The sequence below is a fragment of the Acidipropionibacterium jensenii DSM 20535 genome, assembly GCF_000425285.1.
GTDB classification, from domain to species: Bacteria; Actinomycetota; Actinomycetes; order Propionibacteriales; family Propionibacteriaceae; genus Acidipropionibacterium; species Acidipropionibacterium jensenii.
In genome coordinates, this window is the sequence record NZ_AUDD01000016.1 from 18,534 (window position 1) to 41,884 (window position 23,351).

Genomic DNA, 23,351 nt, shown 5'->3' on the forward strand with positions numbered 1-23,351 from the left:
CTCAGCGCAGGCCGAGGGGCCTCTCCAGGGCCAGCTCGAGAAGCTCGGTGACCAGCTGGCGGTAGTCCAGGCCGCTGGCCTTCCACATCAGCGGGTAGCCCGAGGTCCGGGTGAATCCGGGCAGGGTGTTGGGCTCGTTGACCAGCACCTCCCCCTCGGGTGTGACGAAGCAGTCGATACGGGCCAGTCCCTCGCAGCCCAGCACCTGGAAGGCCCGCACCGCGGTGCGGCGCACCTTGTCCGAGGTGTCCTGGTCGAGATCGGCGGGGACGGCGACGGTGGCCAGCGAGTCGGCGGTGAGGTACTTGGCGTCGAAGTCGTAGAACCCGTCGGGGTCGTGGACGATGATCTCGCCGGGCAGGGAGGCCCTGGGCGGCTCCCCGTGGTGACCGTCCAGCACCGAGCACTCGATCTCGCGACCGACCAGCCCCTGCTCGACGATGACCTTCGGGTCCCACCGACGGGCGGCCTCGACGGCCTCCACGACGCCGTCGGGGGAGGCGACCCTCGAGATGCCGACCGAGGAGCCGCCTCGGGCCGGCTTGACGAAGAGCGGGTATCGGAGGTTCTGGATCCGGTCCAGGCAGCCCTGGCGGTCGGCCAGCCAGTCGTGCGGAAGGATCTCCTCATAGGGCCCGACCGGGATCCCGGCCTGGGAGAGCACCACCTTGGTGAGGTGCTTGTCCATGCAGTTGGCACTGGCCGCGACACCGCAGCCGACGTAGCGCACCCCGGTCATCTCGAACAGTCCCTGGATGGTGCCGTCCTCGCCGAAGGGTCCGTGCAGCAGGGGGAAGACGACGTCGATCGGCTCGGGAGCGCGGGCGCCGTCGTTGTCGACCAGGAAGCATCCGCCGTCCAGGTGCTTCAGTCCGGTGAGGGGATGTCCCGCGGTGACCTCGGGGAGCTCGCCCTGGTCGGGCAGCGCCCCGATCTCCTCGGTGCTCCACCGGGTCCAGGTGCCGTCGGCGGTGATGCCGATACCGACCGCCTGGAACCGCTCCGGATCCATCGCGGCCAGCACATTGGCGGCGGTGAGACAGGAGATCGAGTGCTCCGAGCTGACTCCTCCGAAGACCAGGGCGACCCGGATCCGGCCACCCTCGCCGGATCCTCCGTCGGGTCGTGCGTCTGCCTGCGGGCCCTTGCCGGGGTCGGCCTCGGTAGTGCTCGCGGCATGGTGGACGGCGTCAGTCATCGGTGTCCTTCCTGTCAGACTCGGATCACCCTACCGGCATCGGCGCAGCGAGTCCTTGGGCACGCGCTGGCCGGTGCGAATGTCGAAACGGCTGTCGGGAGCGGTCTCGCCGCGGGCCAGCTCGACCTGGGAGTCGATGGCCTCCATGATCCTCTCGGTGGCCTCGCGCACCGCCTGCTGGTCGTTGCTGCGCCCCCGGAACTGGGCGAGATCGACCGCCGGGCCGCAGTGCAGGTGCATGGTCCTGCGGGGGAGGACCCTGGGGAAGGTCATGTCCTTGTAGCCCATCACCTCCTGGGGCCCCCACTGGCCGACCGGGATCACCGGCACCCCGGTATCCATCGCCAGCCGTGCCGCTCCGGTGTGGCCGGTCATCGGCCAGTGCAACGGGTCGGCGGTGATGGTGCCCTCCGGGTAGATGACCAGGGTCATCCCGCGAATCAGCTCGCGGCGGGCGGCCGCCAGGATCTCGGGGCCGGGCGCCTTCCGATCGACCGGGATCTGGTCGGCGTGACGGGCCACGAATCCCACCACCGGCACGTCGAAGAGCTCCTTCTTGGCCATCCAGTGCGGCCACCGGCCGTTCTCCACCAGGAAGGCGCCCAGCACCACAGGGTCGTAGTTCGAGACGTGGTTGCTGACGATCAGCGCACCCCCGCTGGCCGGGAGGTTCGCCTGACCGTGGTGGTCGAAGCGGGTCAGCAGACGGGCTGCCGGCAGCAGCACCCCGACCCCGGCGATGAAGATCGGCCCCGGCCTGTCGGCGGGGCTGGCCAGCGGCTTCAGACGGGGCACGGTGATCCGGTGCACGAGCTCTCCTGTTCGGACGGCGCCCAGGCCGACCTGCTCAGACTGTGGCGTTCACCGGGATCGTAGTGGGTTTGAAGGACGGCCGGGTGGCCTCGTAGGCGTCGATCTCGTCGGCGTGGCGCAGGGTCGAGGCGATGTCGTCGAGACCCTCGAGCAGCCGGTGCCGGGTGAACTCGTCGACCGTGAACTCCACGACCCGCTCGGGGGTGGTGATCGTGCGGGTCTGCAGGTCCACCGTGAACGGTTCGCCGGCGGCGCTCTCGGCGTCGGCCCACAGCTGCTCGACGACCGACTGGTCGACGGTGGCCACCAGCAGTCCGGACTTGCCGGCGTTGTTGCGGAAGATGTCGCCGAAGCGGGATCCGATGACGACCTTGAAGCCGTAGTTCTGCAGGGCCCAGACGGCGTGCTCGCGGGAGGACCCGGTGCCGAAGTCGGGGCCGGGGATCAGGATCGAGCCGTGCTGCCAGGCGGGCTGGTTGAGCACGAACTCGGGATCCTTGCGCCAGGCGGCGAACAGGCCGTCCTCGAAGCCGGTGCGGGTGATCCGCTTGAGGTAGACCGCGGGGATGATCTGGTCGGTGTCGACGTTGCTGCGGCGCAGCGGGACGGGCACCCCGGTGTGAGTGGTGAACTTCTCCATGGTTCAGGCCTCCTTGAGGGCCAGGTCGGCGGGTGCCGACAGATGTCCGGTGATGGCGGCGGCGGCGGCGACCGCCGGGGAGACCAGGTGGGTGCGTCCGCCGCGGCCCTGACGGCCCTCGAAGTTGCGGTTCGAGGTGGAGGCCGAGCGCTCCCCCGGCGACAGCTGGTCGGGGTTCATGCCCAGGCACATCGAGCATCCTGCACCGCGCCACTCGGCGCCGGCGTCCAGGAAGACCTGGTCCAGGCCCTCGTCCATGGCCTGCAGGCGGACCCGTGCGGAACCGGGGACGACGAGCATCCGGGTGCCCTCGGCGACCTTGTGGCCCTTGATGATGCCGGCCGCCAGCCGCAGGTCCTCGATCCGGCCGTTGGTGCACGAGCCGAGGAAGACGGTGTCGATCTGGATGTCGCGCATCGGGGTGCCGGGGCGCAGGTCCATGTAGGTCAGGGCCCGCTCGGCGGCGTTGCGCGCCACCTCGTCGGTGAAGGAGTCGGCGGCGGGCACCGCGGAGTCCAGCGGGACGCCCTGTCCCGGGTTGGTGCCCCAGGTGACGAAGGGGGTGATCTTCGACCCGTCGAGGTGGATCTCCCGGTCGAAGACGGCGTCATCGTCGGTGCGCAGGGTGCGCCAGTAGGCGACCGCCTTGTCCCACTCGTCTCCCTGGGGGGCGTGCGGGCGGCCCTTGACGTAGGCGAAGGTGGTCTCGTCGGGTGCGACCATGCCTGCCTTGGCACCCCACTCGATGGACATGTTGCAGACCGTCATCCGGCCTTCCATCGACATCTTCTCGAAGGTCTCGCCGCGGTACTCGACCATGTATCCCTGGCCGCCGCCGGTGCCGACCTCGGAGATGAGGGTCAGGACGAGGTCCTTGGGGGTGACGCCGTCGGGCAGCTCGCCGTCGACGGTGACCGCCATCGTCCTGGGGCGGGCCTGGGGCAGCGTCTGGGTGGCGAGCACGTGCTCGACCTCGGAGGTGCCGATGCCGAATGCCAGCGCGCCGAAGGCGCCGTGGGTGGAGGTGTGGGAGTCCCCGCACACGATCGTCATGCCGGGCTGGGTGAGGCCCAGCTGCGGCCCGATGATGTGGACGACACCCTGCTCGGCGTCGCCCAGGGAGTGGATCGGGACGCCGAAGTCCTTGGCATTGGTGCGCAGCGCCTCGACCTGGGCCCGGGAGACCGGGTCGGCGATCGGCAGCTCCGGGTGCAGGGTGGGGATGTTGTGGTCCTCGGTGGCCACGGTGAGATCGGGACGACGCACCGGTCGGCCGGCGAGTCGCAGGCCCTCGAAGGCCTGCGGGCTGGTCACCTCGTGCACGAGGTGGAGGTCGATGTAGAGCAGGTCGGGTTCGCCTCCCTCGCCCTTGTGCACGACGTGGGCGTCCCACAGCTTCTCGCTGAGTGTGCGGCCCATCTCACTCCCTTCCGGTTCTCGTCGCTCTGGGTGAGCGACGTCACCAGCCATTGTGGCTGGCCGATCAAGAAGTGAGACGCTAATCTTGCAATATGGACGAATCAAGCGGGGTGGGTGTCCTCGACAAGGCAGCTCTGGTGATGTCGGCACTGGAGACCGGACCGGCGAGTCTGGCGGGTCTGGTGCAGGCCACCGGCCTGGCACGTCCCACCGCTCACCGACTGGCCCGGGCTCTGGAACATCATCGCTTCGTCAGCCGCGACCTGCAGGGGAGGTTCATCCTCGGCCCCCGGCTGGCCGAGCTGGCCGCCGCTGCTGGTGAGGACAGGCTACTCGCCGCCTCCGGTCCGATTCTGGCCAGGTTGCGCGACATCACCGGGGAGTCCGCCCAGCTCTACCGCCGCCAGGGCGAGAGCCGGGTCTGCGTGGCGGCCGCCGAGCGCCCGACCGGACTGCGGGACACCATTCCGGTGGGCAGCGTGCTCTCGATGGATGCCGGTTCGGCGGCTCAGGTGCTGCTGGCCTGGGAGGACTCCGACCGCATCCAGCGCTCCCTGGCCCACTCGGCCTTCTCGGCGGTCACCCTGGCCGCGGTCCGCAAGCGCGGCTGGTCCCAGTCGGTGGGGGAACGCGAGTCGGGGGTCGCCTCCGTCTCCGCCCCGGTGCACTCCCCCTCGGGCAAGGTGATCGCCGCGGTCTCGGTCTCCGGGCCGATCGAGCGTCTCACCCGTCAGCCCGGCCGGATCCACGCCCCTGCCGTGATGGCCGCCGCCGACCGTCTCTCCGAGGTGCTCCGCCGCTCGACTGAGTGAGGGCGTCACCGTGGTGGGCCGACCGGCCCGACGTCGGGGTCTGAGCAACAGATCCCGACGAGCGGAATCTTCCTCCAGGAATGCAAAAAGCCCGGACCGTCGAGGTCCGGGCTTTTTCATTGAGTAGCCCCGAGCGGATTCGAACCGCCGTTTCAGCCTTGAGAGGGCCGCGTGCTAGGCCGCTGCACCACGGGGCCATGTTCTCCGAGGAGAACAGGTACATCCTTGGAATCTCCGATTTCGCCTGTCGACGCTTGTCAGCGACGATTCCGCGAAACCATTCAACTCCACCGGGAAATGCTCTTCAGCAATTGCGAGAACTGCCTCGAACAACCCAGCCCGGAGAGCTTATCAGATGAGTCGACGTGACCGCCAACCAACATCCTCGGCTCTCCAGAGCTGGGGTACCAGGACTCGAACCTGGACTAACTGAACCAGAATCAGTCGGGCTGCCTATTACCCCATACCCCATCGCGTCGAGGCCTGTTCGGGCCGGTGACGCAACGACGAGAGACGATATCAGCCCCTTCGAGTACTGCGCAAATCCCCGCCGGTCGGACCCGGGGTGAGGCGGGCCACCCGCATCAGCCGACCGATCCACCAGGCCGCCATCGCGACCCCGACGAAGCCACCGACGTCCCACAGGGCGTCGACGACCCCCATCGAGGTGATCCCTCGCGCCTGGGCGGCCCCGCCGAGGAAGACCGCGTAGCCGAAGGCGAAGAGGTTGTTGACGACGTGGGCGGCGATTCCGGCCTCCAGTCCCCCGGTGAGGATCACCAGCGCCCCGGCCGCCAGCCCGAAGGAGAGCCTGTCGAGGAACAGCCAGAGGTTCTGGGTGCCGTGGAACAGGGCGAAGACCAGAGCCGAGGCGATCACCGCCACCCACTTGTTGGCCCCCAGCGAGCCGAAGCAGTTGAGCAGGTAGCCGCGGAAGAACACCTCCTCGGCCGCCGCCTGGAGGGGGGAGGTGAGCAGGATTGCCAGCAGCCACAGCCACCACAGGTGCGGCACCTGGAAGTCCAGGTGCCCGTCGCCACGGGCCAGGATCTGGGTGAGGTTGAGCACGATGACGGCGACCAGCATCACCCAGACCAGGAACCGGGCGCGCAGTCCCGGTTGCACCGACCACACCCATCGAGGGGCGCGGTGGTGCAGGTAGCGGGCCAGCAGCAGGACGACCGGGATGAGGCAGGCCAGGGCGAGATGGGTGGCGGTGAGCCCCCAGATGGTCTCGAATCCCTGGGCGCGGTGCGCGTAGTCGGAGAAGGACCTGGACCGGCCACCGGCCAGCCAGCCGGCCAGCAGCAGCGCCTGGAGCACCAGCGGCACCACCAGGGCGTAGCCGAGCAGTCCACCGGCGATGCCGAAGGCTCCGGCGAGTCGCCCCTCACCGGGCTCCACCAGCACCTGGGAGTAGTCCACCCGGGGCTGCGGGTCACGCACCCGGCCCGACAGCGGTCCTTCAGGGCCTGCCGACTGCGGTCCGCCCTGCCCTGTCCTGTCCTGCCCCGGTCCGTCCTGTCCTGGACGCCTCTGGACCGGTCGTCTCCGCACCGGGGGCTGCTGTCCCGGTCGCTGCGGACCGGGACGCCGCGGAACCGGTCGTCGCGCTGCGGCCATGGGTGCTCAGGCCTCCGCCACGGTGTTGGACAGCGTGCCGATGCCGTCGATCTCGACCTCGACCCGCTGTCCGGGCTCCATCGGGCCGACCCCGGCGGGGGTGCCGGTGAGGATGACGTCTCCGGGCAGCAGGGTGGTGAAGGAGGAGATGTAGCTGATCAGCTCGGGGATCGGCCGGACCATCTCGCGGGTGTTGCCGCGCTGGACGACCTGGCCGTCCAGCCGGGTGGTGATCGGCAGACTCTGGGCCTCGGCGACCGACAGATGGGTCACCATCCACGGGCCCAGCGGGCAGAAGGTGTCCGAGCCCTTGGCCCGGGTCCACTGTCCGTCGCCCTTCTGGACGTCCCGGGCGGTGACGTCGTCGGCCACCGTGAACCCGAAGATGACCTCCTGGGCGCGCTCCACCGGCACGTCCTTGCAGATCCGCCCGATCACCACGGCCAGTTCGCCCTCGTAGTGCAGCTCGTGACAGAAGGAGGGCCGGATGATGGCCTCGTCGTGTCCGATCACCGAGGTGTTGGGCTTGAGGAAGACCAGTGGGTCGGTGGGCACCTCATTGCCCAGTTCTGCGGCGTGCTCGGCATAGTTGCGCCCGATCCCCACCACCTTGCTCCGAGGGATCACCGGGGACAGCAGCCGGACATCCGCCAGGTCGTGGCGGGCTCCGGTGTACTGGACCGGGGCGGCCACCGGATCCCCGGTGATGACGGCGATGGTGTCGGGGTGCTCCCCCTCATCAGCGGCCAGTTCAACAATTCCGAAGGCCGGATCACCACCGGTGGGGACGAATCGGGCAATGCGCATGGCCCCAGAATATCGGTGCTGGAATACTGACCGCCATGACAACTGCCTTCGACGCCGTCGACCTCATCCGCACCAAGAGATCGGGCGATCGCCTGGCACCCGAGCAGATCGACTGGCTGATCGACGCCTACACCTGCGGCACGGTCGCCGACGAGCAGATGTCTGCGATGGCGATGGCGATCTTCTTCCAGGGGCTCGACGACGCCGAACTGTCGCGCTGGACCACCGCGATGATCGAGTCGGGCACCCGGATGCACTTCAGGGGACTGTCGCGTCCCACCGTCGACAAGCACTCGACCGGCGGGGTGGGAGACAAGATCACCCTTCCGCTGGCCCCCCTGGTGGCGGCCTGCGGGGCGGCGGTTCCGCAGCTGTCGGGCCGCGGACTCGGCCACACCGGTGGCACTCTCGACAAGATGGAGGCCATCCCGGGCTGGCGGGCGGACCTGTCCAATGACGAGATGATGCACCAGCTGGAGGCCGTCGGGGCGGTGATCTGCGCGGCCGGGCCCGGTCTGGCCCCCGCCGACAAGAAGCTCTACGCGCTGCGCGACGTCACCGGGACCGTCGAGTCGATCCCGTTGATCGCCTCCTCGATCATGAGCAAGAAGATCGCCGAGGGCACCTCCGCCCTGGTGCTGGACGTCAAGTCCGGGTCGGGGGCGTTCATGAAGACCGAGGCGGACGCCCGCGAGCTGGCCCGCCGGCTGGTCGGGCTGGGAAGTGCCGCCGGGGTGCACACCAGCGCCCTGCTCACCAGCATGGAGGCCCCCCTGGGCCGCGCGGTCGGCAATGGCATCGAGGTCGCTGAGGCGGTCGAGGTGCTGGCCGGTGGCGGCCCCCACGACGTCGTCGAGCTCACCCTGGCGCTGGCCGAGAAGATGGTGGCCGCCGCCGGGCTGGACGCCGACCCCGCCGAGGAGCTGCGCAGCGGCCGGGCGATGGATGTCTGGCGGCAGATGGTGGCAGCCCAGGGCGGGGATCCGGACGCCCCCCTGCCGGTGGCCCGTCACTCCCAGGACGTGGCCGCCACCTCTGACGGCGTGGTCTCGGGGATCGACGCGATGGCGGTCGGGGTGGCCTCCTGGCGGCTGGGCGCCGGCCGGGCCCGCAAGGAGGACCCGGTGCAGGCGGCAGCGGGCATCCACCTCAATGTCCAGGTCGGCGACCCGGTGGTCGCCGGCCAGCCGCTGGCCACCCTTCTCACCGACACCGCCGATGCGATCCCCAGGGCCGAGGAGGCCCTGGTCGGCGCCTTCACCATCGGCGAGTCAGCTCCCCGGACATCCCTGGTGATCGACTCCCTGTGAGGCGCCCCGACCAGCTCAGGACCGACTGATGAGGGCGTGCCGGTAGGCGTCCGAGAGGGCCTCCCAGCTCGCCTCGATGATGTCGGTGCCGACACCCACGGTCGCGGTGATCTGCTGGTCGATCTCGGTGTCGATGAGCACCCTCACGGTGGCGTCGGTGCCGTGGCCGTCGTCGAGGATCCGCACCCGGTAGTCGGTGAGGTGGCAGGCGGCGATCTGCGGGAAGTGGTCGATGAGTGCCCCGCGCAGAGCCTGGTCCAGGGCGTGGACCGGGCCGTTGCCGGTGGCCTCCACGGTGGTCGCCGCCGATCCCCCACAGGACTCCACCCCCGGTGACCCGGCCATGGGGTGCAGGGAGACCACGGCCGTCGTGATGACCTCGCCGTCCCCGGTCTGGTGGGAGCTGGCCTGCCAGAACAGCACCTCGAAGGCCGAGCTGGGCATTCCGAGATGGTCGCGCAGCAGCAGCTCAAAGCTGCCGTCGGCGGCCTCGTAGGAGTAGCCGTCCACCTCCCGGCGCTTGACCAGGTCGACCAGTTCGCCGGCCTGGTCGCGGGTGAGACCGTCGAAGCCGAGTTCGCTGGCCTTGAGCAGCACATTCGCCCGCCCCGACATTCCCGAGACCAGCATCCGCATGTCATTGCCGACCACGGCGGGGTCGATGTGCTGGTACAGATCGGGGTCGACCCGAATCGCCGAGGCGTGCAGCCCGGCCTTGTGGGCGAAACTCGACCGGCCGGCATAGGGCTGCCTGGCCTGTGGCAGCTGATTGGCGATCTCACCGATGGCGTGGGCGACCCCCGACAGGTGCGCCAACTGGCCCTCGGGCAGCACCCGCAGGTGGTACTTGGTCTCGAGGTTGCCGATCAGGGTGACCAGATCGGCATTGCCGGTGCGCTCCCCGTAGCCGTTGATGGTGCCCTGAACCTGGCTGGCACCGGCCTCCACGGCGGCCAGCGAGTTGGCCACCGCGCACCCGGTGTCGTTGTGGCAGTGGATCCCCAGGGGCACCCCCAGCTCGGCGGTGGCCCCGACGATCTCGGAGATCATCGAGGGCAGCATTCCGCCGTTGGTGTCGCACAGCACCGCCGTGGAGGCGCCGGCCTCGGCTGCGGTGCGCACCACCTCGAGGGCGTAGTCGGGGTCGTACCGGAATCCGTCGAAGAAGTGCTCGCAGTCGACCATCACCTCACGGCCCTGACCCACCAGGTGGGTCACCGTGTCGGCGATCATCGCCAGGTTCTCGGCCGCGGTGGTGCGAAGCGCCTTCTCGACGTGTCGCGAGTCGGCCTTGGCGACCAGGCACACCACGGGGGTGTCGGCGTCCCTCAGGGCCGCGACGAGCTGGTCGTCGGCGGCCCGGGAGCCGGGCCTGCGGGTGGATCCGAAGGCGACCAGCCGAGAGCCGTGCAGCTCCAGCTCGGTGCGGGCGCGCTGGAAGAAGGCGGTGTCGGCGGGGTTGGCGCCGGGCCAGCCGCCCTCGATCAGCCCGACCCCCAGGCCGTCCAGAAGGGCGGCGATCCGCAGCTTGTCCTCGACGCTGAACCGCAGCCCCTCCTGCTGGGCCCCGTCTCGCAGCGTGGTGTCGAACAGTGTGATGTTCGACGGGACGGTGATCCGGGACTCAGCCATCTCAGTCCTCAGCAGACGCGGCGGAGCCAGCCGTGGGTGTCCTCCACGCGGCCGTACTGGATGTCGAGAAGGCGGTTGCGGATGGCCATCGTGACCTCGCCGGCCTGCTCCTTGACGGTCGTCTCGCCGGACTCGTCGACCAGCGACCCGATCGGGGTGACGACGGCGGCGGTACCGCAGGCGAAGACCTCCGGGAACTCGCCGGAGCGGATCCCGTCGAGGAGCTCGTCGACGCCCAGACGGCGCTCGACCGGGGTGAGCCCAAGGTCGGGGGCCATTCCCAGGATGGACCGACGGGTGACGCCGGGCAGGATCGTTCCGGTGAGCACGGGGGTGACGATCTCCTTGTCCTTGGTGACCGCGAAGATGTTCATGCCACCGAGCTCCTCCACCCAGGCGTGCTCCACCGCGTCGGCGAAGAGCACCTGCGAGCAGCCCTTGGCATAGGCCTCCTCCTGGGCCAGCAGGGAGGCGGCGTAGTTGCCACCGCACTTGGCCGCACCGGTACCACCGGGGGCTGTCCGGGAGTTGTGACGCTCGAGCCAGATCCGCACCGCCGAGACGCCGCCGGAGAAGTAGGGTCCGACCGGGGAGCAGATCACGGAGTAGAGCACCCGCTTGGCGGGGGCCACCCCGAGGAAGTCCTCATAGGCGATCATGAAGGGACGCAGGTAGAGGCTCTTCTCACCGTTCTTGCCGGCATCGGGGACCCAGCGGGCCTCGGTCTCAGCGATCTGCAGACAGCTGGTGACGAAGTCCTCCTCCGGCAGCACCGGGAGGGCGAGACGTCGTGCGGAGTTGGCGAACCGCTCGGCATTGCAGTCGGGGCGGAACAGCCACACCGAGCCGTCGGCGTGGCGGTAGGCCTTCAGGCCCTCGAAGATCTCCTGGGCGTAGTGGAGCACCGCGCTGGCCGGGTTGACGTCCAGCGGGCCGTAGGGGGCGACGGCGTCGTCGTGCCATCCGCCGTCGGCGGTCCAGATCGCCTCGGCCATGTGGTCGGTGAAGGCCACGCCGAACTTGGGATCGGCGTGCAGGGCCGCGATCGCGTCGTCGGGGGACCAGGTGAGATCATCGGGTGCAGCAAAGCTCAGACTCATGGCCGTCACGCTACACCGGACGCGATCACGATTGTTCACGGACTGACATACGGATGTCACATTCTGGACGGTTCGATACCGTGGGGCCATGACGAATGACTCTTCCGCTGCCCAGTCCGCCGGCACTGCGCCCACCCTCGCCGTCATCGGCGGCGACGGGATCGGTCCGGAGGTCACCGCCGAGGCCCTCAAGGTGCTGCGCGCCACGATCGGGGCCGATGCCTTCAGCACCCGCGAGTACTCCCTGGGCGCCGACCACTGGAAGGCCACCGGAGAGGTCCTCGACGACGACACCCTGGCCGAGATCGCCACCGCCGACGCGATCGTCCTCGGAGCAGTCGGGACCGCCCCGGGATCGACCGAGGTGCCCTCCGGCCTGCTGGAGCGCGGACTGCTGCTCAAGCTGAGGTTCTCCCTGGACCAGGGCGTCAACCTGCGCCCCTCGGTGTGGTACCCGGGCACCCCCACCCCGCTGTCCGAGGAGGTCACCGGGGCCGGCCCGATCGACTTCGTGGTCTGCCGGGAGGGCACCGAGGGTCTCTACTGCGGCAACGGCGGGGTGGTGCGGGCCGGCACCCCCCAGGAGATCGCCACCGAGGTGAGCCTCAACACCGCCTTCGGGGTGGAGCGGGTGGTCCGCGACGCCTTCACCCGCGCCCAGGCCCGGCGAGGACACCTCACCCTGGTCCACAAGCACAACGTCCTGGTCAACGCCGGCTCGCTGTGGCGCCGGGTGGTCGACGAGGTCGGCGCCGACTTCCCCGATGTCGAGCACGACTACATGCACGTCGACGCCGTCACCATCGCCCTGGTGCGCGAGCCCCAGCGGTTCGACGTCATCGTCACCGACAACCTGTTCGGCGACATCATCACCGACCTGGCCGGGGCGGTCACCGGTGGGATCGGCCTGGCGCCGAGCGCCAATATCAACACCAGCGGGAAGTTCCCCTCGATGTTCGAGCCGGTGCACGGCTCGGCCCCCGACATCGCCGGTACCGGCAAGGCCGATCCGACGGCGGCCATCTCCTCGATGGCTCTGCTCCTCGACCACTTGGGACGCCCCGCCGACGCCGACCGGATCCGCAGCGCGGTGGGCACCGACATCGCCTCCCGGCTGGCCGGGCCGATGCGCACCACCAGCCAGATCGGCGATGCCATCGCCGCCCTGGTCTGAGCTCCCCGACACCTGGCCGCGGCCGTCGACGAGGTCTCGTCGGCGGCCGCCGCCGTCCCCGGACCGGGCGCGACGCCCCGCGGGAGAGTGCGTCGGAGGTGACACAATGCCGGGGTGATACCCGTTCCTGAGACTCCCGACCTGGTCGCCGCCGCCCTGCACAACGCCCTGGAGCTCGGCTACGTCACCACCACCCGCAACGAGACCGGCCGGCTGCTGGCCACCCTGGCCGGGGCCATGCGCGGACCGATCGGCGAGTGCGAGGCCGGCTGCGGAGCGGGAGCCGCCTGGTTGCGGCTGGGCGCCCGGGCACGGACCCATGTCGTCACCGTCGACGATGACGAGGAGCGCTGCCGCCGGGTGAGAGAGATCCTGGAGGGCCTGGACGTCGAGGTGATCCACGGCGGCTGGTCAGACCTCATGGAGCGCGGACCCTTCGGGCTGCTGTCGATGCCGATCCGGATAGCCCGGGCCACCCCGATCCCCGACATCGTCCACGCGGTCCGCCGGGGCGGGATCATCCTCATCGACGACATGCCCCCGAGCTTCGGCTTCCCGCCGCGCACCATCGACGGCGGCGTGGACCACACCCGGCTGGCCTGGCGCACCGAGCCGTCGGTGAACTGCACCGAGATCCAGCTGGCCGAGGACATGGCGGCGATCATCGCCTGCCGGTTGCGCTGAGGTCACGGCAGGGGCCCGCCATCAGGCGGGCCCCTGCCGTGACCTCATTGAGCGCAGGAGGAGACTCAGCGAGCGGCGGTGCCCTCGGTGTAGTCGGCGTCCTGGTTCTCCAGCCAGGAGAACATCTTGCGCAGCTCCTTGCCGGTGGCCTCGATCGGGTGGCTGGCCTCGGCGGCGCGCATCTTCTTGAACTCCGGGGCGCCGGCGTCCTGATCGGCGATGAACCGCTTGGCGAAGGCGCCGGACTGGATGTCGTCCAGGACCGCCTTCATGTTCTCCTTGACGTGTCCGTCGATGACCCGCGGGCCGGAGACGTAGTCGCCGTACTCGGCGGTGTCGGAGATCGACCAGCGCTGCTTGGAGATGCCTCCCTCGATGATGAGGTCGACGATCATCTTCATCTCGTGACAGACCTCGAAGTAGGCCATCTCGGGCTGGTAGCCGGCCTCCACCAGGACCTCGAACCCGGTCTCGATGAGGTGCGACAGGCCGCCGCACAGGACGTTCTGCTCACCGAACAGGTCGGTCTCGGTCTCCTCGCGGAAGCTGGTCTCGATGCCGCCGGCGCGCAGCCCGCCGAGGGCCTTCGCGTAGGACTTGGTGAGCTCCCAGGCGTGTCCGGTGGCGTCCTTCTCGACACACACCAGCACCGGGACGCCACGGCCGTCCTCGTACTCGCGACGGACGATGTGACCGGGGCCCTTGGGGGCGACCATGCACACGTCGACATCCGCCGGGGCCTTGATGTAGCCGAAGTGGATGTTGAAACCGTGGGCGAAGAACAGCGCGTCACCGGACTTGAGGTGGGGGGCGATCTGCTCGGCGTAGAGCTGACGCTGGTTCTGGTCGGGGGCCAGCACCATGATGACGTCGGCCTCCTCGCAGGCCTCCTCGATGCCGACCACGCGCAGGCCCTGGGCCTCGGCCTTGGCGATCGACTTGGATCCGGGACGCAGGCCGACCCGGACGTCGACGCCGGAGTCGCGCAGGTTGAGCGCGTGGGCGTGACCCTGGGAGCCGTACCCGATGATCGCCACCTGACGGTTCTGGATGATCGACAGATCAGCGTCGTCGTCGTAGTAGATCTTTGCCATGGAATCTCTCCTTGTTGATGGGAAAATGGAAGTCTGTTGAACGGCCGGGCGGGACGCCTCAGGAGCCGTTTCGGGAGCCGCGGGCCGCCAGTGCGACCGCTCCCCGGTTGAGCGCCACCCGACCGGACTGGACCAGTTCGATGATGCCGAAGGGTTCCAGCATCTTGACCAGGGCGCCCAGTTTCTCACGGCTGCCGGTGGCCTCGACGGTGATCGACTCCGGCGAGACGTCGACGGCCTTGCCGCGGAACAGGGCGACGGTGTCGATCACCTGGGAGCGGGTCTCCAGGGTGGAGCGCACCTTGACCAGGATCAGCTCGCGGGCCACCGCGGTGCCCTCCAGCTCGATGATCTTGTGGACCTCGATGAGCTTGTTGAGCTGCTTGACGATCTGCTCGAGGGTGTTGGGCGAGTCGACGTCGACACCGATGGTCATCCGCGACTGGTCGGGATCATTGGTCGGCGAGACGGTCAGCGACTCGATGTTGTAGCCGCGGCGGGCGAACAGCCCCGCCACCCGGGTGAGGACACCGGGACGGTTGACGACCAGCACGGACAGGATGTGTGTGGCGTTCATGGCGTTCAGTCCTTCTGCTCGCTGGTGGCCGTCACCGCAGAGCCCGGGGCGGAGAGCTCCTCCTCCTCGGCGTACTCGCCCCAGTCGGGTGCCAGCCCCTGGGCGATCTTGATCTCGTCATTGCTGGTCCCGGCCGCGACCATCGGCCAGACCATGGCGTCCTTGTGGACGACGAACTCGACCACCACCGGTCGGTCGGTGATCGCATTGGCCTGCTCGATGACCTCGTCGACCTTGTCCTTGTCGGTGACCCGGAAGGCCACACAGCCCAGCGCCTCCGCCAGTTTGACGAAGTCGGGCAGGGTGTCGGAGTGCAGATCGGTCTGGGAGTAGCGCTGGTCGTAGAAGAGGTTCTGCCACTGGCGGACCATCCCCAGCACGTTGTTGTTGATGATGGCGATCTTCACCGGGATGCCGTTGAGGGCGCAGGTCACCAGCTCCTGGTTGGTCATCTGGAAGCAGCCGTCGCCGTCGATCCCCCACACGGTGGAGTCGGGCCGACCGACCTGGGCGCCCATCGCGGCGGGCACGCAGTAGCCCATCGTGCCGGCTCCCCCGGAGGTGAGCCAGGTGTGCGGCCTGGTGTGGGGCAGGAAGTGGGAGGCCCACATCTGGTGCTGTCCGACGCCGGTGACGAAGACCGAGTCGTCGGGAGCCAGCTCGCCGATCCGCGAGATCACCCACTGCGGCGACATCTTGCCGGCCGGGGGCTCCTCCCAGGAGGGGGCGTAGACCTGCTTCATGGCGTCCAGCTGGGAGTTCCAGGCGGAGATGTCGGGCATCGACTTGTCGGACAGGGAGTCGACGAGTCTGGCCAGGGTCTGGCGGGCGTCGCCGACGATCGGCACGTCGGCGTGCCTGTTCTTGCCGATCTCGGCGGGGTCGACGTCGGCGTGGATGACCTTGGCCAGCGGGGCGAAGGTGTCCAGCCGTCCGGTGACCCGGTCGTCGAAGCGGGTGCCCACCGCGATGATGAGATCGGCGCGCTGCAGGGCGCCCACCGCCGCCACCGATCCGTGCATGCCGGGCATCCCGAGGGCTCGCGGGTGGGAGTCGGGGAAGACGTCGCGGGCCATCAGGGTGGTGGTGACCGGGATGTCGGTCAGCTCGACCAGCCTCATCAGCTCATGGGCGGCGTTGGCCCTGGCCACTCCCCCGCCGATGTAGAGCACCGGGCGGGTGGCCTCGCGGATGAGGGTGGCCGCCTCCTTGATCTGGCGGGAGTGCGGACGCACCGTCGGCTTGTAGCCGGGCAGGTCGTACTGCTTGGGCCAGACGAACTCGGCCGTCTCCTGCTGGGCGTTCTTGGCGATGTCGACGAGCACCGGTCCGGGCCGGCCGGTGGAGGCGATGTGGTGGGCCTCGGCCAGCGCCAGCGGGATCTTGGCGGCCTCGGTGACCAGGAAGTTATGCTTGGTGATCGGCATCGTGATGCCGCGGATGTCGGCCTCCTGGAAGCCGTCGGTGCCGATCAGCGAGCTGCCCACCTGGCCGGTGATGGCCATCATCGGCACCGAGTCCAGGTAGGCGTCGTAGAGGGCGGTGACCAGGTTGGTGGCTCCGGGACCCGAGGTGGCCATGCAGACCCCGACCCGTCCGGTGGCCACCGCGTACCCCTCGGCCGCGTGGCCGGCCCCCTGCTCGTGGCGCACCAGGATGTGGCGCACCTTGGAGGAGTCCATCAGCGGGTCGTAGGTCGGCATGATGGCGCCGCCGGGAAGCCCGAAGACCACGTCGACACCGAGCTTCTCGAGGCTGGCGACGATCATCTGCGCGCCGGTCATCAGTCTCGGTTGCCGGGGATTGTCAGCCATCGCTGATCCTCCATTCCCTCCGTGTCGGAGATGCCTGTGTCGAACATGTCTGTGCTCCCGCGGGAGTCGGTCCCGCGTGATGTTCACAGTCCGCTGCTGTCGTGGCCCGTTGTGCGCGCCCCGACGTCGGTCCCCCGGCAAGAAAAAACCCTCGCTGCCGACTGGCATACGAGGGAGCGTCCTGACCGAGGCCAAGACGCTAACTAAGAACAATAAGACCGTTCACGAGGAGAAGACTTCCTTATTCGGGACGCTATGTCAAAAATTTGGGACAGTCGTCTCATATTCTGGACGACTGGGGCGCTGCTCAGGTGCGGGACCGGCACGGCCCGGCTGCGGTTCAGCCCTGGATCTGGGCGAGTACCTCGGCCGGATCGCGCAACGGACGTCGGGACCTCATGGCATCGAATCCGGGCTCGGCCTCGTACCGCGGGATGAGGTGGACGTGCAGGTGGAAGACCGACTGGCCGGCCACCTCCCCGACATTGGAGACGATGTTGATCCCCTGGGCGCCGAGCCGGTCGACCAGCAGTTGGGAGACCTTCGTCACCAGGGGTGTGATGCGGGCCAGCTCGCCGTCGTTGCTGAGCAGGTCACGGACATGACGGCGGGGCACCACCAGGGTGTGTCCGTCCTGGAAGGGGGCGACGTCGAGGAAGGCGATGCCGGTCTGGTCGTCGGCCACCCTGCGGGAGGGGATGTCGCCGGCGATGATCGAGCAGAAGAGGCAGTCCATGGCCCATGCCTACCATGACCGGGCTCCCGACGCCGACGAACTCGCGGCACCCGGGCCGACCGGAACCTGCGGTCGGGTCCTCGAGGGGCTCAGCGCACCTCGAACCCGGCTGCCCGCAGGCCGTCCTTGACGGCCGCGATGGTGAGGGTGCGGTAGTGGAAGACCGAGGCCGCCAGCACGGCGTCCGCCCCGGCCCGGGCGGCCGCCACGAAGTGCTCGACGGCGCCGGCCCCGCCCGAGGCGATCAGGGGGACGTCGATCTCGGCGCGGACCGCCTCGATCATCTCGATGTCGAAACCGTCGGTGGTGCCGTCGGCGTCCATCGAGTTGAGCAGCACCTCGCCGGCCCCCCGGTCGACTGCCTCCTTGCACCAGGCGATGGCGTCCAGGCCTGCCGAGCGGGTGCCCCCGAAGGTGGTGACCCCGAATCCGGAGGGCTGACCGGGCTCCCGGCGGGCGTCCAGGGACAGCACCATCACCTGGTTGCCGAACCGGTCGGCGATCTCGCCGATCACCTCGGGCCGGGCGATCGCCCCGGTGTTGATGCCGACCTTGTCGGCCCCGCAGCGCAGCAGGGAGTCGACGTCGGCGACCGAGCGCACTCCCCCGCCGACGGTCAGCGGGATGAAGACCGTCTGGGCGCACCTGGTGACCATCTCGCGGGTGGTGGCACGGCCCTCGGTGGAGGCGGAGATGTCGAGGAAGGTGAGTTCATCGGCCCCCAGCTCGCCATAGGCCTGGGCCAGCTCGACCGGATCCCCGGCGTCCCGCAGCCCGGTGAAGTTGACTCCCTTGATGACCCGTCCGTCCTTGACATCCAGACACGGGATGACTCTCAGCGCAACACCCATGAGGCGAGCCTATCCATCATCGGCGCCGCTCAGTCGTCCTCCCCGGACATCGAGACGACTCCGCGCTGGACGGCGTTGAGCACCCGTCGGCAGCCGCGGGCCAGCTCCTGGTCCACCCCGGCGGCGGCGATCTGGCCGGCCAGGTCGGCCACCTGGCGGGCCTGGCGGACGAAGTCGCCGGCACTCATCCCATCGGCCAGCACCACCTCCAGGCCGGCACCGGCAGCCCAGGCGTAGATCTCCTCGGCGAACCCGACGTCCAGGTCGCGGGGCCTCTCCAGCCGGTGGTCGCGCTCCAACCGACCCACCCTGGCCCGCACCGACCTCAGCCGGGTGACGGCCTGTTCGCAGGTGTGGTCGGGCAGCCAGGAGGGTCGGCGGCGGTCCGCCGGCCGCGACTCGAAGACCAGGGTGGACAGCACCGCGGCCAACTGGGGGGTGTCCAGGCCCGACAGCACCCCCTCGCGCACCGCCTCGGCGGTGACCAGGTCCAGCTCGGAGTAGATCCGGGCGAGCATCCGGCCCTGCTCGGTGACCTCGGCACCCCCCTCGGTGAGGTAGCCCAGGGCCTCCAGGACCAGGCAGATCCGGTCGAACCGGGCGGCGATGGAACCGGACCGGCGGGCATCGCGCTGGACGGCCTGATCGGTGCTGCGGCGCAGTGCCATCCCCCGCTCGGCGAACCGGGCGTGGGTCTCCCGGTCCGGGCAGGAGTGGCAGGGGTGGCTGCGGATCCGGGAGCGCAGGTCGGCGATCTGGTCGGCCAGCTCGGCATCCACGGTCGCCCTGGCGGGCCTCTCGGGGAGCTCGGGCAGCTGGGCGACGGCGTCGTCGAGGCTTCGTCCCAGGATCTTGCGGGCGGCGGCGTCGCGGGGATGGAAGTGGGCCGGGATCCGCACCCCGGCATAGCGGCGGACCGGCGAGTCGATGTCGCCGTCCCCGAGTCGCAGCACACTGCGACCCTCGACCATGGCCAGCGGATGGGGTCGGGAGCCCCGGTCCCGATGGCCTCCCCGGGTGCCGGGATCCACGATCACCGCCCAGCCCCGGTGGGGTCCCGAGGGCACCGCGATGATGTCTCCGGGGTCCAGCGCCGACAGCGAGTCGGCGACCTCGGCGTCGCGGGCTCCGCGCCTCAGCCGGGCCTGCTCGGCCTCCAGCTGGGAGACCCTCTCGCGCATCCCGGCGTACTCGGTGAAGTCTCCGCGATCGCAGTGAGCGGCCGCCAGGTACTCCGCGATGGCCTCCTCGTCCTTCCTGCGGTGGGAGGCGGTGGAGCCTCCCAGGCGTCTGTCGGTCTGGAACTGGGCGAAGCTGTGCTCCAGCAGTCGTGCCGCCCGCTGCCGGCCCATCGAGGCCACCAGGTTGACCGCCATGTTGTAGGTCGGGGCGAATGCCGAGCGCAGCGGGTAGGTGCGCCGGGAGGCCAGCCCGGCGACCGCCCGGGGGTCCATCCCGGGCTGCCAGCAGACCACCGCGTGGCCCTGGACGTCGATGCCGCGGCGTCCGGCGCGACCGGTGAGCTGGGTGTACTCCCCCGGTGTGATGTCGGCGTGGGTCTGCCCGTTGTACTTGACGAGCCTCTCGATGACGACCGTGCGGGCGGGCATGTTGATGCCCAGGGCCAGGGTCTCGGTGGCCACCACGACCTTGAGCAGGCCGGTGACGAATCCCTCCTCGACGATCGCCTTGGTGACCGGCAGCAGTCCGGCGTGGTGGGCGGCGATGCCGCGGCAGAAGGCGGCCAGGAATCGGTCCCAGCCCAGTGCGGCGCGCTCCTCGGGGCTCAGCCCGGCGCCGTGGCGCTCGGCGATCTCGCGCAGCCGGTCGGCCTCGGCCCCGTTGGTGAGCACCACGTCGGAGTTCATCAGCTGGCTCACCGCGGCGTCGCAGCCGGTGCGGGAGAACACGAAGATGATGGCGGGCAGCAGCCCGGCCTGACGCAGTGAGCGGACCACCTGGGAGCGGCTGGGGCTGTTGCGCGGGCCCCGGTGCTCGGGGCCGTTGCGGTCCTGCCTGCTGGTGGCGCCGCCGAACCGGCCCGAGCCGTAGCTGACGCTCCTGCGCCCCTTGCCGTTGCGTCCGCGGGGACGCCGCGAGTCGTCGCGCTGGAAACGGGCCTCCTCCCGGGCGATCCGGACCAGCTCGGGGTTGACGTCGCCGGGCTGGTCGGGTGCGAACAGGTCGATGATCCGCCGGCTCACCGCGACGTGCTGGGTGAGGGGCACCGGCCGGGTCTCGGAGACGACGATCCTGATGTCGCCGCGCACCTCGGCGAGCCACTCGCCGAACTCCTCGGCGTTGGACACGGTGGCCGACAGGCAGACCAGCCGGACCGACTCGGCCAGGCCGAGGATCACCTCCTCCCAGACCGGCCCGCGGAACCGGTCGGCCAGGTAGTGCACCTCGTCCATCACCACCCAGCCGAGTCCCTCCAGGGTGCGCGAGGAGGCGTAGATCATGTTGCGCAGCACCTCGGTGGTCATCACCACGATCGGGGCCTCGGAGTTCACCGAGAGGTCGCCGGTGAGCAGTCCCACCTGGTCGGCGCCGTAGCGGTCCACCAGGTCGTGGAACTTCTGGTTGGACAGGGCCTTGATGGGGGTGGTGTAGAAGCACTTGCGGCCGGTCTCCAGGGCCAGGAAGGTGGCGTACTCCCCCACCACCGTCTTGCCCGAGCCGGTGGGGGCCGCCACCAGCACCCCGGCCTCGTCGTCCAGATACTCGCACGCCCTGCGCTGGAAGTCGTCGAGGGGAAAGTCGTAGCCGGCCGCGAAGCGGGTGAGGGCGGAGTCCATGGACCCCAACCTAGTTCAGTCGGCCCGTCGCCGACCCGGGGCCGGGCCGGACCCGGACCCGGACCCTTGCCCGGCTGCTCCGGTTCAGCGCGCCCCGAGCAGGTGCAGAGCCCGTGGCCGGCAGGAGACGGTCAGTGGCAGGTCCCCGAACTCCTCGCCGTCGGCCATCGCGAACAGCCCCTCGCCGTCGATCCGGACGGTGCGGGCGCGCAGCGTCTCGACGAATGGCAGCCGAGCGAAGGCCCCGGTGTAGACGGTGGCCAGGGCGGCCAGCAGGACCTTGCGGCTCACCGGACGGATGATGGTGATGTCGAGCATCCCGTCGTGCACATCGGCTCGCGGACAGATCCTCATCCCGCCGCCGATCCAGCCCGCGTTGCCGACCGCCACCAGCATCGCGTCGAGGTCTCTGTGCTGCCCGTCCAGCGTGATGGAGTAGTGCAGCGGGGAGAATCTGGCGAGTTCCGCCAGCGCACCCCAGGCGTAGGACAGCGGGCCGAGCCGCAGCCGGGCGGAGTTGGTGCGACGGTTGACGCGCGCGTCGTAGCCGGTCGACAGCACCGATCCGAGCCATCGGCGGTCGGTGCGCCCCACTCCGCCGGGGTGGCGGAGGGATCCACTGGCCACCGCCAGGTCGATCTCGCCGACCCGCCAGGAGCTGATGGCGTCAACGGCCTCCCCCATCCGGCGCGGCAGCCTGACCCCGCGGCAGAAGTCATTGCCGGTTCCGGCAGGCACCACGCCGAGGCGGACCGGGGTGCCGGCGGCGGCGTTGAGGCCCAGATGGGACATGCCGTCCCCTCCCATCGTCACCAGGCTGTGCGGTCCGCGGTCGGGCTCGGCCAGCGCCTGGTCGACCACCTCGCGCATCACGGCGTCGGCGTGGGCCAGGGAGTCGGTGAGGACGGTGCGGACCGCGGTGCCCGGCAACTGGGCGCTGAGACGTCCGGCGACCGGGGCGGCGAGTCGGCGGGCGGTGCCGGCACCGGCGGCGGGATTGACGACCAGGGTGAGGATGCCGGAGGGCTCGACCACGGCCTCCGGCCGGGCCGGGGGGTGGTTCAATCGACGTCGATCTTGAACTCGTCGGAGTCGATGCCCATGTCGTCGACCCTGGTCTTCCTGTCATGGGCCCGGCAGATCATCTCGGCGACCAGGTACATCACGGTCAGCGGCAGCGCCAGGGCGCACATCGAGATGGGGTCACCGGCAGGGTTGGCGAAGGCCCCCAGCACGAAGAACCCGAAGATCGCCCACTTGCGGGCACCGGCCAGCTGGGTGGCCTTGAGCACGCCGACCATGTTGAGGATGACCAGCACCACGGGCAGCAGGAAGCTGGCCCCGAAGAGCAGCACGAGCCGCAGTTCGAGGGCGAGGAAGGCGTTCATGTCGAGCAGGTTGGTGATCCCCATCCCGTTCGGGGTGAAGTTCAGCATCATCGAGATGCCCTTGGGCATCACCCAGTACCCCAGGGCAGCACCCATCAGGAACAGCGGGATAGAGGAGGCGAGGAACCGGATCGCCCACCGCTTCTCCCTGGCGACCAGCCCGGGGACGATGAAGGCCCACAGCTGGTAGAGCCAGATGGGGCAGGCCGCGATGAGGCCGACCACCATCGCGATCCTCAGGTTGAGCACGAAGGGGGCGGTGACGCCGGTGTTGACGACCTGCAGATGGGCCGAGGGGTTCTTGGCGAGGATGGAGGCGCTGGCCTGGTGGTAGGGCCACATCACGACCTCGACCAGGGGCCGGTAGAAGACGAAGGCCACCGAGCTGGTGATCACGATTGCGACCAGGGAGACCACCACCCGGTAGCGCAGCTCCTTGAGGTGATCGATGAGCGACATGGTGCCGCCCTCGCCGCCCTTGGGCGCGCGCAGCCACGACAGCCGCCCGGTCCTCTGCTGCTCGGGCGCCTGCGCGACGTCCTTGCCGGTGTCGACGCTCATCTCCACCTGTCCGTCCCCGACCCGGGGGTCACTCCGACTTGGCCTCGGTGTCGGTGGTGGTCGGCTTCGTCCCGGCAGTCGGATCGGCGGTGTCGGCGGCGCCGGAGTTCGCGTCCTTGTCCGCCTGGTTGAGACCCTTGGTCTCCTCCTTGAACTCGCGGATCGCGCGGCCGGCGCCCTTGCCGACGCCGGCGATCCGGGACCCGCCGAACAGCACGAGGGCCACGATGACCAGAATGAGGATTCCCATCTCGGTGGGAATGAGCATGAGCTGCAGGGCCATGGCCGACAACCTTTCAGAACCGACGCGACCGGCCGTC

21 protein-coding genes and 2 tRNA genes are annotated in these 23,351 nt (G+C 69.7%); 4 read left to right on the forward strand and 19 right to left on the reverse strand.

From position 1 onward, the window contains the following. Window position 1: 1 nt before the first annotated feature. The 4 genes from H590_RS0110395 to leuC all read right to left on the reverse strand — a co-directional run bounded on the left by H590_RS0110395 (window position 2) and on the right by leuC (window position 4,070). Window positions 2-1,198, reverse strand: coding sequence for a D-alanine--D-alanine ligase family protein (locus H590_RS0110395; RefSeq protein ID WP_084149444.1), 1,197 nt, complete (start codon window positions 1,196-1,198; stop codon window positions 2-4). A gap of 30 nt (window positions 1,199-1,228) precedes the next feature. After that, window positions 1,229-1,984, reverse strand: coding sequence for a lysophospholipid acyltransferase family protein (locus H590_RS0110400; protein ID WP_414973651.1), 756 nt, complete (start codon window positions 1,982-1,984; stop codon window positions 1,229-1,231). A 61-nt stretch (window positions 1,985-2,045) separates the two neighbouring features. Next, on the reverse strand, window positions 2,046-2,651 hold the full coding sequence (gene leuD / locus H590_RS0110405; RefSeq protein ID WP_028703509.1) for a 3-isopropylmalate dehydratase small subunit: 606 nt from the start codon (window positions 2,649-2,651) through the stop codon (window positions 2,046-2,048). 3 nt (window positions 2,652-2,654) lie between these two features. Continuing rightward, window positions 2,655-4,070, reverse strand: coding sequence for a 3-isopropylmalate dehydratase large subunit (gene leuC / locus H590_RS0110410; RefSeq protein WP_028703510.1), 1,416 nt, complete (start codon window positions 4,068-4,070; stop codon window positions 2,655-2,657). A 92-nt stretch (window positions 4,071-4,162) separates the two neighbouring features. Here leuC and H590_RS0110415 point away from each other — a divergent pair, with 92 nt between their 5' ends. Continuing rightward, window positions 4,163-4,882: an IclR family transcriptional regulator gene (locus H590_RS0110415; RefSeq protein WP_028703511.1), complete on the forward strand. Its 720-nt coding sequence runs from the start codon at window positions 4,163-4,165 to the stop codon at window positions 4,880-4,882. A 124-nt stretch (window positions 4,883-5,006) separates the two neighbouring features. Here the strand turns inward: H590_RS0110415 and H590_RS0110420 are convergent. The 4 genes from H590_RS0110420 to H590_RS0110435 all read right to left on the reverse strand — a co-directional run bounded on the left by H590_RS0110420 (window position 5,007) and on the right by H590_RS0110435 (window position 7,312). Then, window positions 5,007-5,079 (reverse strand) — tRNA-Glu (locus H590_RS0110420). 202 nt (window positions 5,080-5,281) lie between these two features. Then, window positions 5,282-5,353: transfer RNA gene (locus H590_RS0110425), tRNA-Gln, on the reverse strand. Window positions 5,354-5,401: 48 nt separating this feature from the next. Further along, on the reverse strand, window positions 5,402-6,328 hold the full coding sequence (locus H590_RS16125; protein ID WP_232020990.1) for a CPBP family intramembrane glutamic endopeptidase: 927 nt from the start codon (window positions 6,326-6,328) through the stop codon (window positions 5,402-5,404). 183 nt (window positions 6,329-6,511) lie between these two features. Then, window positions 6,512-7,312 (reverse strand): fumarylacetoacetate hydrolase family protein, encoded by an 801-nt coding sequence (locus H590_RS0110435; RefSeq protein ID WP_028703512.1) that lies wholly within the window; start codon window positions 7,310-7,312, stop codon window positions 6,512-6,514. 35 nt (window positions 7,313-7,347) lie between these two features. Here H590_RS0110435 and H590_RS0110440 point away from each other — a divergent pair, with 35 nt between their 5' ends. After that, a complete protein-coding gene (locus H590_RS0110440) occupies window positions 7,348-8,622 on the forward strand; it encodes a thymidine phosphorylase (protein ID WP_028703513.1) in 1,275 nt (424 codons plus the stop codon). 15 nt (window positions 8,623-8,637) lie between these two features. Here H590_RS0110440 and cimA read toward each other — a convergent pair whose 3' ends face one another. Together cimA and H590_RS0110450 are read right to left on the reverse strand one after the other, a co-directional pair. Beyond that, window positions 8,638-10,254 carry a citramalate synthase gene (cimA, locus tag H590_RS0110445; protein WP_051238498.1) on the reverse strand — a complete coding sequence of 539 codons (1,617 nt, stop codon included), beginning with the start codon at window positions 10,252-10,254 and terminating at the stop codon, window positions 8,638-8,640. Window positions 10,255-10,262: 8 nt separating this feature from the next. Further along, window positions 10,263-11,354: a branched-chain amino acid aminotransferase gene (locus H590_RS0110450; RefSeq protein WP_028703515.1), complete on the reverse strand. Its 1,092-nt coding sequence runs from the start codon at window positions 11,352-11,354 to the stop codon at window positions 10,263-10,265. Window positions 11,355-11,442: 88 nt separating this feature from the next. Between H590_RS0110450 and H590_RS0110455 the strand changes: the two genes are divergently transcribed. After that, window positions 11,443-12,528: a 3-isopropylmalate dehydrogenase gene (locus H590_RS0110455; RefSeq protein WP_051238500.1), complete on the forward strand. Its 1,086-nt coding sequence runs from the start codon at window positions 11,443-11,445 to the stop codon at window positions 12,526-12,528. Between the two features lie 114 nt (window positions 12,529-12,642). Further along, on the forward strand, window positions 12,643-13,212 hold the full coding sequence (locus H590_RS0110460; RefSeq protein WP_028703517.1) for an O-methyltransferase: 570 nt from the start codon (window positions 12,643-12,645) through the stop codon (window positions 13,210-13,212). 65 nt (window positions 13,213-13,277) lie between these two features. Here H590_RS0110460 and ilvC read toward each other — a convergent pair whose 3' ends face one another. The 9 genes from ilvC to H590_RS0110505 all read right to left on the reverse strand — a co-directional run bounded on the left by ilvC (window position 13,278) and on the right by H590_RS0110505 (window position 23,314). Beyond that, window positions 13,278-14,306 carry a ketol-acid reductoisomerase gene (gene ilvC, locus H590_RS0110465; RefSeq protein ID WP_028703518.1) on the reverse strand — a complete coding sequence of 343 codons (1,029 nt, stop codon included), beginning with the start codon at window positions 14,304-14,306 and terminating at the stop codon, window positions 13,278-13,280. 58 nt (window positions 14,307-14,364) lie between these two features. Beyond that, window positions 14,365-14,883, reverse strand: a complete 519-nt coding sequence (ilvN, locus tag H590_RS0110470) for an acetolactate synthase small subunit (RefSeq protein ID WP_028703519.1) — start codon at window positions 14,881-14,883, stop codon at window positions 14,365-14,367. 5 nt (window positions 14,884-14,888) lie between these two features. Next, window positions 14,889-16,697: an acetolactate synthase large subunit gene (locus tag H590_RS16130; RefSeq protein ID WP_051238501.1), complete on the reverse strand. Its 1,809-nt coding sequence runs from the start codon at window positions 16,695-16,697 to the stop codon at window positions 14,889-14,891. A gap of 340 nt (window positions 16,698-17,037) precedes the next feature. Continuing rightward, window positions 17,038-17,433: an HIT family protein gene (locus tag H590_RS0110480; RefSeq protein ID WP_028703520.1), complete on the reverse strand. Its 396-nt coding sequence runs from the start codon at window positions 17,431-17,433 to the stop codon at window positions 17,038-17,040. 89 nt (window positions 17,434-17,522) lie between these two features. Next, window positions 17,523-18,284 (reverse strand): imidazole glycerol phosphate synthase subunit HisF, encoded by a 762-nt coding sequence (gene hisF, locus H590_RS0110485; protein WP_028703521.1) that lies wholly within the window; start codon window positions 18,282-18,284, stop codon window positions 17,523-17,525. 29 nt (window positions 18,285-18,313) lie between these two features. Next, on the reverse strand, window positions 18,314-21,082 hold the full coding sequence (locus H590_RS0110490; protein WP_028703522.1) for a DEAD/DEAH box helicase: 2,769 nt from the start codon (window positions 21,080-21,082) through the stop codon (window positions 18,314-18,316). Between the two features lie 84 nt (window positions 21,083-21,166). After that, window positions 21,167-22,147 carry a diacylglycerol/lipid kinase family protein gene (locus H590_RS0110495; protein WP_232020991.1) on the reverse strand — a complete coding sequence of 327 codons (981 nt, stop codon included), beginning with the start codon at window positions 22,145-22,147 and terminating at the stop codon, window positions 21,167-21,169. Further along, window positions 22,144-23,031 carry a twin-arginine translocase subunit TatC gene (tatC, locus tag H590_RS0110500; protein ID WP_028703524.1) on the reverse strand — a complete coding sequence of 296 codons (888 nt, stop codon included), beginning with the start codon at window positions 23,029-23,031 and terminating at the stop codon, window positions 22,144-22,146. The genes H590_RS0110495 and tatC overlap by 4 nt, the downstream gene beginning before the upstream one ends. 28 nt (window positions 23,032-23,059) lie before the next feature. Next, complete coding sequence (locus H590_RS0110505) at window positions 23,060-23,314, reverse strand: twin-arginine translocase TatA/TatE family subunit (protein ID WP_028703525.1); 255 nt, start codon at window positions 23,312-23,314, stop codon at window positions 23,060-23,062. Window positions 23,315-23,351 lie beyond the last annotated feature (37 nt).

Bases quoted from the DNA above. Each gene is read 5' to 3' on its own strand.
- leuC (WP_028703510.1), bottom strand. From the start codon at position 4,070: ATGGGCCGCACACTCAGCGAGAAGCTGTGGGACGCCCACGTCGTGCAC.
- H590_RS0110395 (WP_084149444.1), bottom strand. From the start codon at position 1,198: ATGACTGACGCCGTCCACCATGCCGCGAGCACTACCGAGGCCGACCCC.
- tatC (WP_028703524.1), bottom strand. From the start codon at position 23,031: ATGAGCGTCGACACCGGCAAGGACGTCGCGCAGGCGCCCGAGCAGCAG.
- H590_RS16130 (WP_051238501.1), bottom strand. From the start codon at position 16,697: ATGGCTGACAATCCCCGGCAACCGAGACTGATGACCGGCGCGCAGATG.
- H590_RS0110440 (WP_028703513.1), top strand. From the start codon at position 7,348: ATGACAACTGCCTTCGACGCCGTCGACCTCATCCGCACCAAGAGATCG.
- H590_RS0110455 (WP_051238500.1), top strand. From the start codon at position 11,443: ATGACGAATGACTCTTCCGCTGCCCAGTCCGCCGGCACTGCGCCCACC.
- H590_RS0110415 (WP_028703511.1), top strand. From the start codon at position 4,163: ATGGACGAATCAAGCGGGGTGGGTGTCCTCGACAAGGCAGCTCTGGTG.
- H590_RS0110450 (WP_028703515.1), bottom strand. From the start codon at position 11,354: ATGAGTCTGAGCTTTGCTGCACCCGATGATCTCACCTGGTCCCCCGAC.
- H590_RS0110505 (WP_028703525.1), bottom strand. From the start codon at position 23,314: ATGGCCCTGCAGCTCATGCTCATTCCCACCGAGATGGGAATCCTCATT.
- cimA (WP_051238498.1), bottom strand. From the start codon at position 10,254: ATGGCTGAGTCCCGGATCACCGTCCCGTCGAACATCACACTGTTCGAC.
- hisF (WP_028703521.1), bottom strand. From the start codon at position 18,284: ATGGGTGTTGCGCTGAGAGTCATCCCGTGTCTGGATGTCAAGGACGGA.
- H590_RS0110490 (WP_028703522.1), bottom strand. From the start codon at position 21,082: ATGGACTCCGCCCTCACCCGCTTCGCGGCCGGCTACGACTTTCCCCTC.
- H590_RS0110435 (WP_028703512.1), bottom strand. From the start codon at position 7,312: ATGCGCATTGCCCGATTCGTCCCCACCGGTGGTGATCCGGCCTTCGGA.
- ilvC (WP_028703518.1), bottom strand. From the start codon at position 14,306: ATGGCAAAGATCTACTACGACGACGACGCTGATCTGTCGATCATCCAG.
- leuD (WP_028703509.1), bottom strand. From the start codon at position 2,651: ATGGAGAAGTTCACCACTCACACCGGGGTGCCCGTCCCGCTGCGCCGC.
- H590_RS0110480 (WP_028703520.1), bottom strand. From the start codon at position 17,433: ATGGACTGCCTCTTCTGCTCGATCATCGCCGGCGACATCCCCTCCCGC.
- ilvN (WP_028703519.1), bottom strand. From the start codon at position 14,883: ATGAACGCCACACACATCCTGTCCGTGCTGGTCGTCAACCGTCCCGGT.